Source organism: Heterorhizobium halophytocola (assembly GCF_017873095.1).
Lineage (GTDB): Bacteria > Pseudomonadota > Alphaproteobacteria > Rhizobiales > Rhizobiaceae > Allorhizobium > Allorhizobium halophytocola.
This window is the reverse complement of the sequence record NZ_JAGGJU010000001.1, coordinates 613,126-629,188: the sequence shown is the minus strand read 5'-3', so window position 1 is coordinate 629,188 and position 16,063 is coordinate 613,126. Positions and strand designations below refer to the sequence as shown.

Sequence of the window (16,063 nt, the reverse complement as noted above, 5' to 3'; positions counted from 1 at the left end):
CAGTGTTTTTGCGTGGCCGGTGCCATGGGGGGAGGATTTTGCTCCGATTGCCCCGTGGAAGAAACGCTGCGGCTTTGTTTTAGCCCTGAATCTGTTGCAAAAATCAGCCCCATGATGAACGAGCGAGTGGGGTGCGCGCCATGACAGTTTTGCTTGGGGCGGCCGGATTGCTCGGCAGGATCAATGCCGCCGTGCTGGCACTTGGCCGCTATCTCGGCGCCGTGTGCATGGGCATCATGGTCATCGTCATCCTCGTCCAGGTGTGGTTTCGCTACGTGCTCGGCGATGGTCTCAACTGGACCGAGGAACTGGCACGCTTCCTGATGCTGTGGATGACCGGCCTGATGGCGCCGACCGCCTATCGCCGGGGCGGCTTTGTCAGCATCGGCATGATCACGCAGTTCTTGCCACGTCTGATCGCCAGCGTGCTGTCGATCCTGCTCCTCCTGTTATCTGCCGTCGTTCTCTGGTGGGGGCTGCGCATCGGTTGGGCCGAAGTCACCGGTCTCGGTGGCCGCTTTGCCATGCCGGCGATTTCCTATCCGAGTGCCATCGATTTCAGCAGCTGGACCAAGGTGCCGCGTGGCTGGATGATGGCCTCGCTTGCTGTCGGCGTCACCGCCATGTTTGCCGTCAATTTCGAGCTGCTGCTGCGCGCCTTAGCCTCCCTGCTAGGCGCCGAGACGAGACTTGAACCCATTCCGATGGAAGCCTCGCTGGGAGCCGAGTAAATGCTGAGCCTGTTTCTTCCCTTGTTTCTTGTCTTCCTTCTGCTCGGCCTGCCGATCATGTTCGGCCTGATCGCGGCACCCGGAATTCTCCTGTGGTTCAACGGGCAGGAGCGCGACATCGTGCTGCTCTACCGCAATGTGTATAACGGCATGGACAGTTTTCCGCTGATGGCCATCCCGTTCTTCATGCTGGCCGGCGAGTTGATGAACCGGTCCGGCATCACGCTCAGGCTGGTCGAATTCTCGCAGGCGATGATCGGCCATCTGCGCGGCGGTCTGGCGCATGTGAACATCCTCTCCTCGATGCTGTTTGCCGGCCTGTCCGGTTCCGCCGTTGCCGACGTATCGGCGCTCGGCTCGATGCTGATTCCGGCCATGGAGAAGCAGGGCTATTCCCGCCGGTTTGCCGCAGCAGTGACGGCATCGTCTGCCGTCATCGGTCCGATCATCCCGCCCTCCGGCATCATGATCATCTATGCCTATGTGATGGGCGAGAGCGTCGCGGCCCTGTTTCTCGCCGGCATCGTGCCCGGTATCCTGATCGGCGGCGCCCTGATGCTGATCGTGCGGCTGCTGGCCGACCGGGAAAACCTGCCGGCCGCCACCACCCGCGCCACCTGGGGCGAGCGTGGCAAGGCGAGTCTCAAGGCCTTCTGGCCGCTGTTGACGCCGATCATCATTCTCGGCGGTATTTTCGGCGGCATCTTCACCCCCACCGAAGCCTCGGCAGTGGCCGCCGGCTATGCGCTGCTGATCGGCCTTTTCGTCATGCGGACGCTGAAATTCGGCGAGATCGGCGATATCCTGACCCGTGCCGGCATGACCTCTGCCGTCGTGCTGCTGCTGGTCGGGGCGGCCATGGCGTTCAAGACGGTGGCCAGCCTGTCGCACACGCCGGAACTTCTGGCCTCGATCATTCTCGGCCTTTCCGACAATCCGTTGATCCTGCTGTTCCTGATCAACATCCTGCTGTTCATCGTCGGCATGTTTCTCGATGCGGGGCCGGCGATCATCGTGCTCGGCCCGATCCTCGGCCCGATCTTCACCTCGATGGGCGTCAACTCGGTGCATTTCGCCATCATCATGGCGGTGAACCTAACGGTCGGGCTGCTGACGCCGCCGATGGGACTGGTGCTCTTCGTCACCTCCTCGGTATCCGGCCTGAAGGTCGAGACGGTCGCGCGCGCGACGCTGCCCTTCCTGGCGGCGGAGATCGTCGTGATCTTCCTGATTACCTATTTCCCCGCGATATGCCTGACCATTCCGCGTCTCGCGGGCTTCATCAACTGACTTGAGAACCTATAGGGAGGACCAAGATGCTCAAGCCACTCATAAAGACCCTGCTGCTAGCCAGCACGCTTGGCGTTGCCGGGATCGGCATCGCCAAGGCCGCAGATATCACGCTGCGCGCCACGGCCAATTCCAACGAGAACGATGAGGACTATGACGGCCTGACGGTCTTCAAGAACTATGTCGAGAATGCTTCGAACGGCAAGATCGCGGTTGAGCTGTTCATGGGCACGCAGCTTTGCGCCACCGGCGAGGAATGCCTGCAGGGCGTGGCCGACGCCTCGATCGACATCTACATCTCGACTTCGGGCGGGGCTGCCGGCCTGTTCCCCTATATCCAGGTCCTCGACCTGCCTTACCTGATGAGCGACGACCGGATCGCCGAGGCGGTGCTGACCGGAGACTTCACCGGCAAGCTGCGTGAGATGGCGTTGACCGACAGCGACGACATGATCCGCCTGATGACCATCGGCAATACCGGCGGCTGGCGCGACTACGCCAATACGCAGAAGACGGTAAAGACCCCGGATGACCTGAAGGGCATGAAGATGCGCACGGTGCCGGCCGACCTGCCGCAGGAAATCACCAAGGCCGTCGGTGCCGCCCCGACGCCGATCCCGTGGCCGGAATTGTTCACCTCGCTGCAGACCGGCGTGGTCCAGGGCACGGCCAATGGCATCACGGACATCATGAGCATGAAGTTTCCCGATGCAGGCCTGAAATACCTGACGCTCGACAACCACTCCTACATGGGGGCCTTCTGGTGGATGTCGAACGCCCGCTTCAAGGGTCTGCCGGACGACGAAAAGAAGATCGTCGTCGACGGCTTCGCAGCGCTGCAGCAGGCGACCTTCGCCTCGCCCAAACGCAAGCAGATCGCCGCCTATGAGGAATTCGCCAAGGCCGGCGGTGAGATCTACGTGCCGACCGACGATGAGAAGGCCAAGTTCAAGGCTTCTGTCGCACCGGTGTTCGACTGGTTCAAATCCAACGTCAAGGACGGCGAGGAGGTCTTCACCGCCTTCACCACGGCCGTCGATGACGCCCAGAAGAAGGTCGATGCAGAACGGGCAGCCGAACTGAAGTAAATTTGGGACTGCGGCGCCGGAAAGTTTCCGGCGCCGCTTCGCCGTCGAGCCTTGCTCCGGCCCTTTGTCACGCCGCTTCCCGGTTGATGACCATTCGACCTTTCCCGCCCGACCTCCCGGCTTGACACCGCTAACCCGGTGCCGCAGGTTAGCACATCGCAGATGATTACTGCTCCTGTCGGAGCGCTCCATACCGGTCGGCCGTCCTTAAGAAACGGTCGGTCGTCGGCTGGCTTTTGCCCGCCCATAACACGTCAGTTTACACAACGTGGCTATGTCAAAGAGGGAGGACATCATGCCGTCAATGAAGACTTTGCTATGCGCTCTTGCGGGCGTCTCGGCGCTGGCGCTGGCTGGAACCGCGCAGGCCGATGCGCTGTTCTGGTCGACCCAGGCCAAGCCGATCGAGGAAACGCAGGCCATGCGCGAGCAGGTGCTGAAGGGGGCCGGCGAGGCGGTCGATTACCAGACCGCCGATGAAGGGCCCTGGCTCACCCGCATCCAGGCCGAACTGAAGGCCGGTTCCGGTTCGATCGATGTGCTGGGCGGGCTGCATAGCGACTTCTCGACGTTGCCCGACGATCTCGTCGACCTGTCCTCGATCGATCTCGGTGACATCAAGGTCAATGCCACCTTCAAGAAACTGGCGATGATGGAGACCTCCGAGCAGAAATACCTGCCCTGGATGCAGGCGACATACATCATGGCTGCCAACAAGAAGGCACTGGAATTCCTGCCCCAGGGTGCCGATATCAATGCGCTCACCTATGATCAGCTGATTGAATGGACGAAGACGCTGGCCGAAAAGACCGGCGGTCCGAAATTCGGCTTTCCGGCCGGACCGAAGGGCCTGAAGCATCGCTTCTTCCAGGGCTATCTCTATCCTTCCTATACCAATTCCATGGTGACCAAGTTCCGCTCGCCGGAGGCCGTCACCGCCTGGCAGAAGTTCAAGGAGCTCTGGACCTACACCAATCCCGCATCCACCAATTACGCCTTCATGCAGGAGCAACTGCTGAGCGGAGAGGTCTGGGTCGCCTTCGATCATACCGCGCGGCTTGCCGATGCGTTCAACAAGAAGCCGGACGAATTCGTTGCCTTCCCGGCACCGGCCGGTCCGACCGGCCGCGGCTTCATGCCGGTGGTCGCCGGCGTCGGCATTCCGAAGACCGCGCCGGACATGGAGGCGGCCAGGAAACTCGTCGCCTACATGATGAAGCCGGAGACGCAGATCGCGACGCTGAAGGCCACCAATTTCTTCCCCGTCGTCGATGTCGATCTGCCTGACGACATGCCGGCAGCTGTGAAGATGTCCGGGGCCGCGATTTCCAAGATGTCGAACGCGCCGGATGCCAATCCCGGCCTGTTGCCGGTCGGGCTCGGCGATCTCGGCGGCAAGTTCAATCAGGTCTACAACGACACCTTCGAGCGCATCGTGCTGGCGGGCCAGCCTATCGAGCAGGTGTTGGACGACGAGGGCGAACAGTTGAAGGCGCTGATGCAGCAATCCGGTGCACCGTGCTGGGCACCGGACAAGCCGTCGGAGGGAGCCTGCCCGGTCGAGTGACTTTTTTCGAAGCTGGCCGGCAGGTATCCAGACATCTGCCGGTCGGTGCCTCAGACAAGGAACTCGCCCATGCATGCCCGCACACTGCCTTACCTTCTGCTTCTGCCGGCCACGCTCTTCCTGCTTGTCTTCTTCATCTATCCCTTCGTTCTGGTGGCGATAGAGGCCTTCACCACCGATGGTGGCTTCACGCTCGACCACTTCAGGACCATGGCCGGCAACTGGAAGTTCCCGATTGCCTTTTGGAACACCGTCCTGCTGGCGCTGGCCGTCGTGCCGCTGCAATTGATCATGGCGCTCCTGATGGCGACGCTGGTCACCCGCATGTCGAGCGGTCGTGATCTGGTGCTCTACATCTTCACCATCCCGCTCGGCATCTCGGATCTTGCCGCCGGGATCATCTGGCTTGCCGTGTTCGAGCAGAGCGGCTTTCTGAACTCGCTGCTGTCCGGGCTGGGCATCATAAAACAGCCGCTGGTGCTGCTCGGCTACCAGAGCGTCTGGATCATCTTCCTGGCGGTCATGCTGGCCGAACTCTGGCGTGCCACGGCAATCATGCTGGTCATTCTTGTTGCCGGCATGGGCCTGATCCCCAAGGAATATTACGAGGCGGCCGAGGTCTTCGGCGCGACCGCCTGGAAGCGGTTCATCCGTATTACCCTTCCATTGCTGCGTCCAAGTCTGCAGACGGCCTTGATCCTGCGCACGATCCTCGCCTTCGAGGTGTTTGCCGTGGTGGCAGCCCTCGGTGGCACCACGCTGCCGGTACTGATGGGCGAGACCTATCACTGGCAGTTCGGCCTGCAGGACGGCCACGTGGCGGCAGCGCTGGCCATGGTCATCCTGGCCATATCGATCGGCCTGACGCTGGTCTTCCTGCGGGTGTTGCGGGTGCCGAAGGGAGCGCAGACATGAGTGTCACCCCGACGCCGGACAGGCCGGCTGCCGATTTTCGCACATGGAGCCGGGTACTATCGATCGCCGCCATCGTGCTGCTCTGCGCCTGGGTTCTGCTGCCGATCTATCTGCTGGCGATCAACACCTTTTCCGCGCCGGGGGAAGTCACGGCCTTTCCCAAGCCACTGGTGCCGACCTTCGATCTGGAAAGCATCCGCTTCTTCATCGGGTTCGCCGGCGTCGGTGCAGCATTGTGGAACTCGGTGCTCGTTGCCGTGATCACCATGGCGCTTTCGGTGCTGCTCGGGGCGCCGGCCGGTTACGCATTGTCGCGCTTCGAATTTCGCGGAAAGAACGCGTTTCGCATTCTGGTTCTGATGACCCGGGCCTTCCCGCTGCCGCTGCTGGCGCTGCCGCTTGCCGTGATGTTTATCCGCATCGGCCTCGACGACACCGTGCTCGGCCTTGCCCTCGTACACACCACGCTGGCGCTGCCGTTTGCCGTTCTCATTACCTTTTCGCTGTTTTCCGGCATTCCGATCGAGCTGGAAGAGGCCGCTTGGACGCTCGGTTGCAACCGGCTGCAGGCCTTTCGCAAGGTCGTCTTTCCACTGGTGCTGCCCGGGATCACCGCATCGGCGATCTTCGCCTTCGTGATCTCGTGGAACGAGGTGTTTGCCGCTTCCGTGCTGACCATCCAGAACCGCACGCTGCCGGCCTTCCTGCTGCAGAGCCTGGATGTCTCGCCGCTGCATCTGAAATTCGCCGGCGGCTTCGTGCTCGTCGTTCCCGCGCTGATCTTCATCTTTGCGGTGCGCAAATACCTGTTTGCGATGTGGGGTATCGCCAATCGGTAGAGCATGTCCGGTAGCGCGCGCCGCGATTTGACGTCCGGTCACGTGTGACAGAAGAGCAAGCGATAGAGTTCGAAGGAGTGTTCAGATGGCCGAAATCGAGATCAAGGGGGTCGCCAAGCAGTTCGGCGCCTTCAAGGCGCTACATTCGATCGACCTGACGATCGCCGACCAGGAATTTATGGTCCTGCTTGGTGCCTCCGGTTGCGGCAAGACCACCCTGTTGCGGATCATCGCCGGACTGGAAACGCCGAGTGAAGGCGAGATCCGGATTGGCGGAAGGCGGGTCGACCATCTGCCGCCACGTTCGCGCGGGATCGCCATGGTGTTCCAGAATTACGCGATCTTTCCGCACCTGACGGTGTTCGAGAACATCGCCTTTGGTCTCCGGATGCAGAAGCAGCCCGAGGATGAGATCAGGCGACGGGTCACCCGCACCGCGGAAATGATGCATATCGACCCGTTGCTGAAGCGCTATTCCGGGCAGCTGTCCGGCGGTCAGCGCCAGCGGGTGGCCGTGGCCCGGGCACTTGCCATGGAACCGGATGTGATTCTGATGGACGAGCCGCTTTCCAATCTGGATGCGCTGCTGCGGCTGGAAATGCGCACGGAACTGAAGGGCATTCTGGCGCAGAGCAAGACGACGACGATCTATGTCACGCATGATCAGGTGGAGGCGATGAGCCTGGCGGACCGCATCTCGGTCATGCACAAGGGCCGGATCATCCAGGCCGCACCACCGACCGAGGTCTATGCCCATCCGGCGGCGCGCTTCGTCGGTTCCTTCATCGGCAATCCGCCGATGAATTTCCTGCAGGCAACATGGGTGTCGCCCGGAAAATGGATGGTCGCCGGAATGGTCTTCGACGGTCCCGGAGGCGAGGCGGTGAAGTCCGTTGAATTTGCCATCCGTCCGGAAGACGTGCGGCCGGTAGCGGAAGGCGGTATCGCCTGCGACGTGCGGGTCGTTGAACCCCTTGGTCCGCATTTGCTGGTTACCTGCGACGTTCAGGGCCAGCTGTTCCGCGCTGTCATCGACAACGATGTCAGCGTCCAGGCGGGTGAAACGATCCTGCTGACACCTTTGGTCGACCGGATCCGCTGGTTCGATCCGGAAACCCAGGCCGCCATCACCATCCGAGGTTCCTGATGTCCATGAAACCCATAAGCCGGCTGGACATGTTCGACCATGCGGAACGAGTGCTCAAGATCAATGATATGGGCACCTATACCGTGCCGACGCACGGGCTCTATCCCTTCCAGTGGAATTGGGACAGCTGCCTGACCGCGCTGGGGCAGGCGCATTTCGACGAGCATCGTGCCTGGACCGAGATAGATACCCTCTTCCAGCATCAGTGGGAGGACGGCATGGTGCCGCATATCGTCTTTCACAAGCAGGACAAAGGCTATTTCCCCGGGCCCGACGTCTGGCAGACCGGCCGCACGGTGCCGACATCGGGCATCACCCAGCCGCCCGTCGCCGGCTATGTGGTCAAGCGGCTGGTGGATCACGCCCGCGACCCGGACCTGGCCGAGGCGCGGGCGCGGGACCTGGTGCCGAAAATCGCCCGCTGGCATGAATGGTTTCATGCCTGTCGCGATCCGAAAAAGACCGGGCTCGTTGCAATCCTCCACCCCTGGGAGTCCGGTCGCGACAATTCGATCGACTGGGATGACGCCTTCAGCCGCGTGCCGACCGATGGCGTGGGTGAGTTCAAGCGGCGCGATACCAGCCATGCCGATGCGGCGCACCGCCCGACCGACGAGCAGTACAAGCGCTATATCTGGCTTGTTCAGCGCTTTCGCAGTCTCAACTGGGACAATACGAGGCTGCACGACGCGTCCCCGTTCCAGGTGGTGGATCCGGGCTTCAATGCGATCCTCATACGGTCGGTGGCCGACATCGCAGAGCTTGCCGAACGCTATGGCATGACCGGCATCGCCCAGATGAGCCGCCGGCACGTGGCGGAAGGGCTGGCGGCACTGGAAAGCCTCTGGGACGACAGGCTCGGGCAATATGTCTGCTTCGATCGCCCGGCCGGTCGCAAGGTCGACAGCGCCTCGATCGGCGGCATCCTGCCGGTATTTGCGGCCATCCCGCTCGAGCGCGTGCAACAACTGGCTACACGGATCGAGGCGTTGAAGGCGCGCGTCGAATACCTGATCCCGAGCCATGATCCCGCCGATCCGCGCTTTGAAAGCCTGCGTTACTGGCGTGGCCCGGTCTGGCTGATCATCAACCACATGATCATCGATGGCCTGGTACGGGGCGACGTCCCGGACCTGATCGCCCGTATCACCTCCGACAGCATCCGGCTGATCGAGGAGGGCGGGTTTGCCGAATATCACGATCCGCTGACGGCCGAGCCCTGCGGCGGCGGCACGTTCAGCTGGACCGCCGCGATGATCATGGAGTTCCTGCAGATCGTCGAGCCGGTGCGCGCCGGAAGCTGATGCCCCGTCGGCGGCTCACAGTCCCCTGGCATTGACATAGACGGCATAGAGCGAGCTCGTCGCGCAGATCGCCAGCCGGTTTCGCTTCGGTCCGAAGAAGCAGAGATTGGAGACCACTTCGGGCACGCGGATCTTGCCGAGCAGTTCGCCAGCGGGTGTGAAACAATGCACGCCGTCGCCGGCCGAGCACCAGAGATTGCCGTTGGTGTCGACACGGAAACCATCGAAGGCGCCGTTGTCGCAGACGATGAAGTCGGCGCCTGGCCCAAGGCTCATCCCGTCCTCGCGGACCGGATAGGCGCGGATCTTCGGCAGGCAGTCCGGCTTGTGACTGCGTCCGGTGTCGGCCACATAGAGCAGCCGTTCATCCGGCGAAAAGGCAAGCCCGTTGGGTTGAACCATGTCGGTCACGGCGGCGGTGATCGTGCCGTCGCCTTCGACGCGATAGACCTGGCTCTTCCCGATTTCCGACGATGCGGCGTCGCCTTCGTAGTCGCTGTCGATCCCGTAGGTCGGATCGGAAAACCATACCGTGCCGTCCGACTTGACGACGACGTCATTCGGCGAATTGAGGCGCTTGCCCATGAAATGGTCGGCGATCACGCTGCGCATGCCGTCATGCTCGATACGGCTGACGCAGCGTCCCTGATGCTCGCAGGCGACGAGCCGCCCCGAGCGATCAAGGATATGGCCGTTCTGGTTGCCGCAAGGCGACTGGAAGGTCGAGACGGAGCCGTCGGTCTCGTCGAACCGCAACACCCTGTCGTTCGGAATATCCGACCAGATCAGATATTTGCCGGCCGGGACATAGGCAGGTCCCTCGCACCAGCGGCCGCCGGTCCACAGTTGTTCCAGTCTTGCATTCTTGTGCACCAGTCTGCCGAACTGCGGATTGCGGATATCGTAAAGTCCCGTCATGCGATGCTGCCCTCCCTCGTCTCCTCAGCTGCTGCGATCATAGTGGAGAAATGCACTGACGCCACCGATTGCCGTGACCTCCCTGGCGCAAGTCGTGTCGATGCCGTGTCGTTCGTGGCAGCAGAGGCGGGACGAAGCGCACAATGAGGGACAAGAGCGACCAGGTAGCCGTCTCGGAGGAGAAGAGGTTCGGAGCGAAAAGGAAAAGGGTTGAAGGCTTGGGTGTCGCCCGCCGTCCCAACAGGGCAAGCCGCCAGATCTGACGGTTCCACAAGATCCATGCTCCCCCAAGCACGGGCCGCGGGCCACTGGAGACGGCGGGCGCAAGGACGGCCGATCGGGTGTCCGGCCGTCCATCCGTCGCGGCGGGGCAACCCTCCGGCACCGCCGCGTTGTTCAGACCAGCATGACCCCAAGGCTCGCTTGCAGGTTTTGCCCATTCTATGTTTCGGGCACCCGCTGCCGCACATGCCCGCCCGCCGGGACCACGCGTTTTTCTAAATGAGATGCATAAACCTTATGCGTGCTGCCGTCAACTTTAAGCAACCATGCGCTGCAGCTGTGTGATCATCTTATCGCTGAGGCGTCGCGCGCCTCAGCCGCTCAACACGGCCGGCAGGCTGCGATAGATCATGTAGCCGGCCACAATGAGAATCATGATGGAAAACAGAATGTTCAACAGGCCCTTGCGGGCCGACAGGTGGCCGGCGAGGCGTGCTCCTCCCAGACTTCCGGCGGCACCGCCGGCGATGAAGATTGCGGCAAGCAGCCAGTCCACATAACCGGACAGGGCATAGGTGGAAGCGGTGGTGAGGCCGAAGGCTGCGACTGCCACCAGTGACGAGCCGACCGCGTTGAGGATCGGCATGCCGGTCGCGGCGATCAGGCCGGGGACGATGAGAAACCCGCCGCCGATACCGAAGAAGCCGGACAACATGCCGGTCAGCCCGCCGAAACCGAGAACCTTCGGTGCATTGGTCCGCGAGCATTGCGCGCCGGGATTGCCCGTGATCTTGCGCTTGCGGAACATCGCCAACCCGACCACCACCATCAGGAAAGCAAACAGCAGCAACAGCCGCTGACCGTCGATCATCTTGCCGACGGTCGAGCCGATCACGGCACCTGCAATTCCGGCCAGGCTATACATCCCGGCGCAGCGCCATTTCACATTGCCGAGCCGCGCATGGCCGACCAGACTGGTCAAGGCATTGGCAGCCACGGCGAAGGCGCTTGTGCCGATCGCCAGATGCGGATTGGGCACGCCGACCACATAGACCATCAGCGGCACGGCAAGGATCGAGCCGCCACCGCCAAACAGGCCGAGGGTCAAGCCGACCAGGCCGCCGGACAGGGCGCCCAGCGCATATTCAAGCGGATCGAGCAGCATGGGATTGCACCTTCTGGCATGGTACGGCGGGACAGTTCAGGTCTGCTGCGATACCGGCGCGCGTGATGCCGTTCCGGCGCTGGAGCCGAATGGCGACAGGCGATACGCAACCATGCCGGCCAGCATGGCGGCGACGAACACCGCAATCTGCCAGCGTCCGGTGACGAGTGCCGCAAAGGCCGGGCCGGGGCAGAGGCCGACAAGACCCCAACCCAGTCCGAACAGCCCCGCGCCGACAACCAGATTGCGGTCGATGCGGCGATTGTCGGGGACCTGGAAACTTGCTTCGAACACCGGCGTCTCGCGCCGGTTGCGGATCAGATAGGCAAGGGAGGACGGGATCAGTGCGCCGCCCATGACGAAGGCGAGCGAAGGGTCCCAAAGGCCTGTCACATCCAGGAAGCCAAGTACGCGTGCCGGGTCGCTCATGCCGGAGACGACCAGGCCGGCACCGAATAGCAGGCCGCAAAGGATGGAGACGATGATCTGGCGATTCATGGTTCAGATGCCTCCGACAAGATGGCGGGTGACGAAAACGGTAAGGGCGGCCACTCCCATGAAGGTGGCGGTCGCCACCATCGAACGGGGCGAAAGCCGCGCAAGGCCGCAAACGCCGTGGCCGCTGGTGCAGCCCGAGCCGAGCCGCGTGCCGAACCCGGTGAGCAGCCCCCCGACCACCAGCAGCGGCAGGGAGGAGGTGATGGTGAGGTTGACGTGCCCCAGTGCCAGATAGGCGAGTGCCGCGCCCGCCAGGATCCCGGCAAGGAAACCGGTGCCGAGACGGCTGATGCCGGCCCCCGTCAGTCCGAGGGCCGATGCCGCAAGGCCCGAGATCCCGGCGATGCGACCGTTCAACAGCAGATAAAGGCCGGCACCGGCACCGATCATGAGCCCGCCGAGAAGCGGAGAGAGATAGGTCATGTTACACCTTGTTGATCGGGATTTTCAGATACTGGACGCCGTTGTCTTCCGCCGGCGGCAGCTTGCCGCCGCGCATGTTCACCTGGACCGAAGGCAGGATCAGCTTTGGCATGGACAGGGTGGCGTCGCGCTCGTTGCGCATCGTGACGAACTCGTCCTCGCTGACGCCCTCGTGCACATGGACATTCTCGGTGCGCTCGGTGCCGACCGTTGTCTCCCACGCGTAGTCGTCGCGGCCGGGCGCCTTGTAGTCGTGGCACATGAACATCCGGGCAGCATCGGGCAGGGCGGTCAACCGCTTGATCGAGCGATAGAGTTGCCGCGCGTCGCCGCCTGGAAAGTCGCAGCGTGCCGTGCCGTAGTCGGGCATGAACAGGGTGTCGCCGGGAAAGACCGCGTCGCCGATGACATAGGCAAGGCAGGCCGGTGTGTGGCCCGGCACATGCAGGACGGTTGCCTCCAGCTCGCCGATCTTGAAGCGATCGCCGTCCTGGAAGAGTTGGTCGAACTGGCTGCCGTCGCGGGCGAATTCGGTGCCGGCATTGAACAGCTTGCCGAATACGTCCTGGACCCGGATGATTTCGCGACCGATCGCAAGCGCCCCGCCCAGTTCCGCCTGCAACAACGGGGCTGCCGACAGGTGGTCGGCATGGGCATGGGTTTCCAGCAGCCACTGGACCTCCAGCCCTTCCGCCCCGACATAGTCGATCAGCGCGCGGGCCGAGACGTTCATCGTCCGACCGGACGCGGCGTCGTAATCGAGCACGCTATCGATGATGGCCGCGGCCCTGGAGCGCGGATCGCGCACCACATGGCTGACGGTGAACGTCTGCTTGTCGAAAAAGGATGTGACGACCGGCCGGCGGGCCGGGTCGGCAAGCGCCGCGTTGATTATGTCGGTGGCATGCCGTTGTGCGTCATCGATGATGGTATCGGACATGATGGCCTCCTGAGATGATATACATATATATGAATAAATATATGTATGCAAGAGGGCGCGTTCAATCGTCGGCCCGCTCCCTGTGGAGTTGCCGGCAAAACGAGGTGGAACGCCGTGCAGAGCCCCGGCGCGAATGCTATCCGCGCCGGGGCGAGAGCCCGGTCAATGAATGGAAATGTTCAGCCGCGAGCCCTGGCGATCGCGGACTTCAGTTCCGCGACGTCCATGGCGCCGGGGTAGAGTTTCGTGCCGATGACGAAAGAGGGGGTGCCGCGAAAATCGAGGCCGACGGCCTGGCGATAGTTCCGGTCGAGCAGGCGGCCGATCTTCTTGCTGTTCTTGTTGACGGCGGCGGTGACCGCCTGCATGTCGACGCCGGCGCGGACCAGCAGCCGCTGCGTTTCCTGCGGGGTCAATTGGCCGCGGGCGCGCATCAGGGCTTCCTGCGCTTCGCGGTATTTGCCGATTTCGGCCGCGCCAAGGACGGCCTGCGCCGCATAGACGGAATTCGCCCCGAACACCGGCCAGTCCTTCATCAGCAGCCGCACATTGCCGTCCGATTCCACGACCTTCATCACGTCGGGATGGGTCTGCTTGCAATAGCCGCACTGGTAGTCGAAATATTCGACCATGGTCACGTCGCCATCCGGATTGCCGAGCACCGGCATGTCCTTGTCGGAAAACACCTCTTCCGGCGAAGGCTGGTCGGCCGCGTTGGCGAGACCGGGGCCGATGAGAGATGTAAGCGCCACTCCCGCGCCGGCCGTCATCAGCGTTCTGCGTGTGATCATGTCGAAACCTTTCTGCGCCTGCGCGATCGTCTAGATCTTTTGCCGACGCTTCTAGGCATGTTGATGGCTCCGGTCGAGTAACCTTTCGGTCATGAAGGCCGGTGGTGCCGATGGATCGGCGCTGGAACAGCGGGGCATCCTTGCCGCGGCTCTCAGTCGACCCGAACCGCGGTCCCGCTCTTGACCGAGCGTAGCGCCGCATCGGCAAGCCTCAACGCGATCAGCCCGTCTTCGGCGCCGGGAGATGGGGCCTTTCCCTGTTCCAGGGCATCGATGAAGGCCGCAATCTCGGCCGCATAGGCCTGCATATAGCGGGTCATGAAGAAGTCGTGCAGCGGCGGGCGGCTATAGCCGGCGCGGGTCGCGACCTCGATCGAGACGGGCCGCTGGTTTTCCGCCGCCACCGAACCGAGCGTGCCGTGCACCTCTATCCGCTGGTCATAGCCGTAGGTTGCCCGGCGGGAATTGGAAATCGTCGCATGGCGCCCGCTTTCCGTCATCAGGATGACGCTGGCACTGTCGAAATCGCCGGCCTCGCCGATCGCGGTGTCGACAAGCACGGAAGCGGTGGCGATCACCTGGACGATCTCCTCGCCGAGCAGAAACCGGGCCATGTCGAAGTCGTGGATGGTCATGTCGCGGAATAGGCCGCCGGAGACTTTGATATAGTCGACAGGCGGCGGTCCCGGATCGCGGCTGATGATGGTGACCATTTCCACATCCCCGATCGTGCCCTTGTCGATCTCGGCGCGTAGCGCCTGGAAATGCGGATCGAAGCGGCGATTGAAGCCGAGCATGACCTTGGCGCCGGTCTGCCTGACCACCTCGAGGCAGGCCTTTGCGCGCTCGACGTCGAGATCGATCGGCTTTTCGCAGAAGATCGCCTTGCCGGCCTTTGCAAAGCGTTCGATGAGATCGGCATGAGTATTGGTCGGCGTGCAGATGACCACGGCGTCGACGCCGGCATCGGCAAGTACCGCATCCATCGTTGTGACAGGGCATCCGGCAACCGTGGCGATCGCCTCGGCGGCGGTCGGCGAAGCATCGACCACCGCAACCAGTTCGGCGCGGGGGTCGGTCGCGATCGCACGCGCATGCACCTTGCCGATACGCCCCGCGCCCAGAAGCGCCAGTTTCGTCACCATGGTCGATCCCTCCCAGAACAGACGTGCTGCCTTTCCGATACGCGTGCCCGGACCTGCGTGACGCCTCCCGACGTCGGGGCTTTCGCACTCGCGCATTTGGAAAATATGTTCTATTTTGCTAGAGAGCGAAGGGATGACTGTCAAGCGGGAAAAGTCGACGGATATGAAGGAAACTCCGATGCAAAGATCCGGTGGGCCGACGACGATCGCCGAATTCGATGCGCGCCTGCTGGCGGTCGCACCGGACTTGCCCAAACGTCTCAGGCAATGTGCCGATCACGTAATGGCCAACCGCGAGCGGATTGCCGTTTCCACCGTTGCGGAGTTGGCGCAGGGTGCCGGCGTCCAGCCCTCGGCAATCATCCGGTTTTGCCAGATCCTCGGATTTTCCGGCTATTCCGACATGCAGAAACTGTTTCGCGATGCGGTCGTCGGATGGCCGGACTACGCCACGCGGCTCGATCGGCTGCGGGGCAAGGGCAGTGACGCCGGCCTGCTGGCCGAATTCGTCGAGGCCGGTCGCCATTCGCTTGAAGGCCTGTTGACCACGGTCGATCAGCAAGAACTTGAAAAGGCGACGGAAATTCTGGCCGACGCGAAACTCATTCATGTCATCGGCTTGCGGCGCTCCTTTCCGGTTGCAAGCTATATCGCCTATGCGCTGGAGAAGATGGCGGTGCCGGCCATGCTGCATTCAGTGACGGGCGGTCTCGACAGTTTTCAGGCGATCCGCCCGGGCGACGCGCTGCTGGCCATCACCTTCGCGCCGTATTCGCAGGAGACGCTGGATTGTGTGGCGCTCGCCCGCAGCCGCGAGGTGCCCGTCGTGGCCCTCAGTGATACGGCCGTCAGTCCGTTGCGCAGGCCGGATGTCACGCTTCTCGCCGTCTCGGAGGTGGATTTCGGCGCCTTCCGGTCGCTGTCGGCGACGCTCTGCCTGGCGATTGCGCTTTCGGTGGCGGTGGGCACCCGCCATCAGGCGGAAGGTTTGCATTGAACTCGGCAAAAATAGAATTTATAGTCCAAAAATGCGACACGGCGTCGGGAGGTCGAATTGCCGAGGAGGGTCGCCAGGCGGCG

Annotated in this window: 16 protein-coding genes; 9 read left to right on the top strand and 7 right to left on the bottom strand. The window is 62.6% G+C overall.

The features are described 5' to 3' along the window. Positions 1-140 precede the first annotated feature (140 nt). The 8 genes from J2Z17_RS02950 (at position 141) to J2Z17_RS02915 (ending at position 8,881) form a co-directional block, all read left to right on the top strand. Positions 141-731 carry a TRAP transporter small permease gene (locus tag J2Z17_RS02950; protein ID WP_209942035.1) on the top strand — a complete coding sequence of 197 codons (591 nt, stop codon included), beginning with the start codon at positions 141-143 and terminating at the stop codon, positions 729-731. Beyond that, positions 732-2,021 (top strand): TRAP transporter large permease, encoded by a 1,290-nt coding sequence (locus tag J2Z17_RS02945; RefSeq protein WP_209942032.1) that lies wholly within the window; start codon positions 732-734, stop codon positions 2,019-2,021. It abuts the gene before it with no gap. 26 nt (positions 2,022-2,047) lie between these two features. Further along, a complete protein-coding gene (locus J2Z17_RS02940) occupies positions 2,048-3,109 on the top strand; it encodes a TRAP transporter substrate-binding protein (RefSeq protein ID WP_209942029.1) in 1,062 nt (353 codons plus the stop codon). 304 nt (positions 3,110-3,413) lie between these two features. Further along, positions 3,414-4,676: an ABC transporter substrate-binding protein gene (locus J2Z17_RS02935; protein ID WP_209942027.1), complete on the top strand. Its 1,263-nt coding sequence runs from the start codon at positions 3,414-3,416 to the stop codon at positions 4,674-4,676. Positions 4,677-4,745: 69 nt separating this feature from the next. Beyond that, entirely contained in the window at positions 4,746-5,591 is an 846-nt protein-coding gene (locus tag J2Z17_RS02930; protein WP_209942025.1) for a carbohydrate ABC transporter permease, read from the top strand. Next, entirely contained in the window at positions 5,588-6,430 is an 843-nt protein-coding gene (locus tag J2Z17_RS02925) for a carbohydrate ABC transporter permease (RefSeq protein WP_209942023.1), read from the top strand. The genes J2Z17_RS02930 and J2Z17_RS02925 overlap by 4 nt, the downstream gene beginning before the upstream one ends. 85 nt (positions 6,431-6,515) lie before the next feature. Next, the gene (locus J2Z17_RS02920; RefSeq protein WP_209942021.1) at positions 6,516-7,577 is read left to right on the top strand and encodes an ABC transporter ATP-binding protein; all 1,062 of its coding nucleotides are present in this window, start codon (positions 6,516-6,518) and stop codon (positions 7,575-7,577) included. 5 nt (positions 7,578-7,582) lie between these two features. After that, a complete protein-coding gene (locus J2Z17_RS02915) occupies positions 7,583-8,881 on the top strand; it encodes an MGH1-like glycoside hydrolase domain-containing protein (RefSeq protein WP_209942019.1) in 1,299 nt (432 codons plus the stop codon). 15 nt (positions 8,882-8,896) lie between these two features. On the opposite strand, the gene J2Z17_RS02910 is transcribed toward J2Z17_RS02915, so the two are convergent. The 7 genes from J2Z17_RS02910 to iolG form a co-directional block, all read right to left on the bottom strand. After that, positions 8,897-9,799: an SMP-30/gluconolactonase/LRE family protein gene (locus J2Z17_RS02910; RefSeq protein WP_209942017.1), complete on the bottom strand. Its 903-nt coding sequence runs from the start codon at positions 9,797-9,799 to the stop codon at positions 8,897-8,899. Between the two features lie 595 nt (positions 9,800-10,394). Next, a complete protein-coding gene (locus J2Z17_RS02905; RefSeq protein WP_209942016.1) occupies positions 10,395-11,186 on the bottom strand; it encodes a sulfite exporter TauE/SafE family protein in 792 nt (263 codons plus the stop codon). A 36-nt stretch (positions 11,187-11,222) separates the two neighbouring features. Next, a complete protein-coding gene (locus J2Z17_RS02900) occupies positions 11,223-11,684 on the bottom strand; it encodes a YeeE/YedE family protein (protein WP_209942014.1) in 462 nt (153 codons plus the stop codon). Between the two features lie 3 nt (positions 11,685-11,687). Further along, complete coding sequence (locus J2Z17_RS02895; RefSeq protein WP_209942012.1) at positions 11,688-12,107, bottom strand: YeeE/YedE family protein; 420 nt, start codon at positions 12,105-12,107, stop codon at positions 11,688-11,690. Position 12,108: 1 nt separating this feature from the next. Continuing rightward, positions 12,109-13,047 carry an MBL fold metallo-hydrolase gene (locus J2Z17_RS02890; protein WP_209942010.1) on the bottom strand — a complete coding sequence of 313 codons (939 nt, stop codon included), beginning with the start codon at positions 13,045-13,047 and terminating at the stop codon, positions 12,109-12,111. A gap of 179 nt (positions 13,048-13,226) precedes the next feature. Further along, positions 13,227-13,838, bottom strand: a complete 612-nt coding sequence (locus tag J2Z17_RS02885) for a DsbA family protein (RefSeq protein WP_209942008.1) — start codon at positions 13,836-13,838, stop codon at positions 13,227-13,229. A 152-nt stretch (positions 13,839-13,990) separates the two neighbouring features. After that, complete coding sequence (gene iolG, locus J2Z17_RS02880; RefSeq protein WP_209942007.1) at positions 13,991-14,983, bottom strand: inositol 2-dehydrogenase; 993 nt, start codon at positions 14,981-14,983, stop codon at positions 13,991-13,993. A 163-nt stretch (positions 14,984-15,146) separates the two neighbouring features. On the opposite strand from iolG, the gene J2Z17_RS02875 reads away from it, so the two are divergent. Continuing rightward, the gene (locus J2Z17_RS02875) at positions 15,147-15,980 is read left to right on the top strand and encodes a MurR/RpiR family transcriptional regulator (RefSeq protein WP_377299957.1); all 834 of its coding nucleotides are present in this window, start codon (positions 15,147-15,149) and stop codon (positions 15,978-15,980) included. Positions 15,981-16,063: the final 83 nt, after the last annotated feature.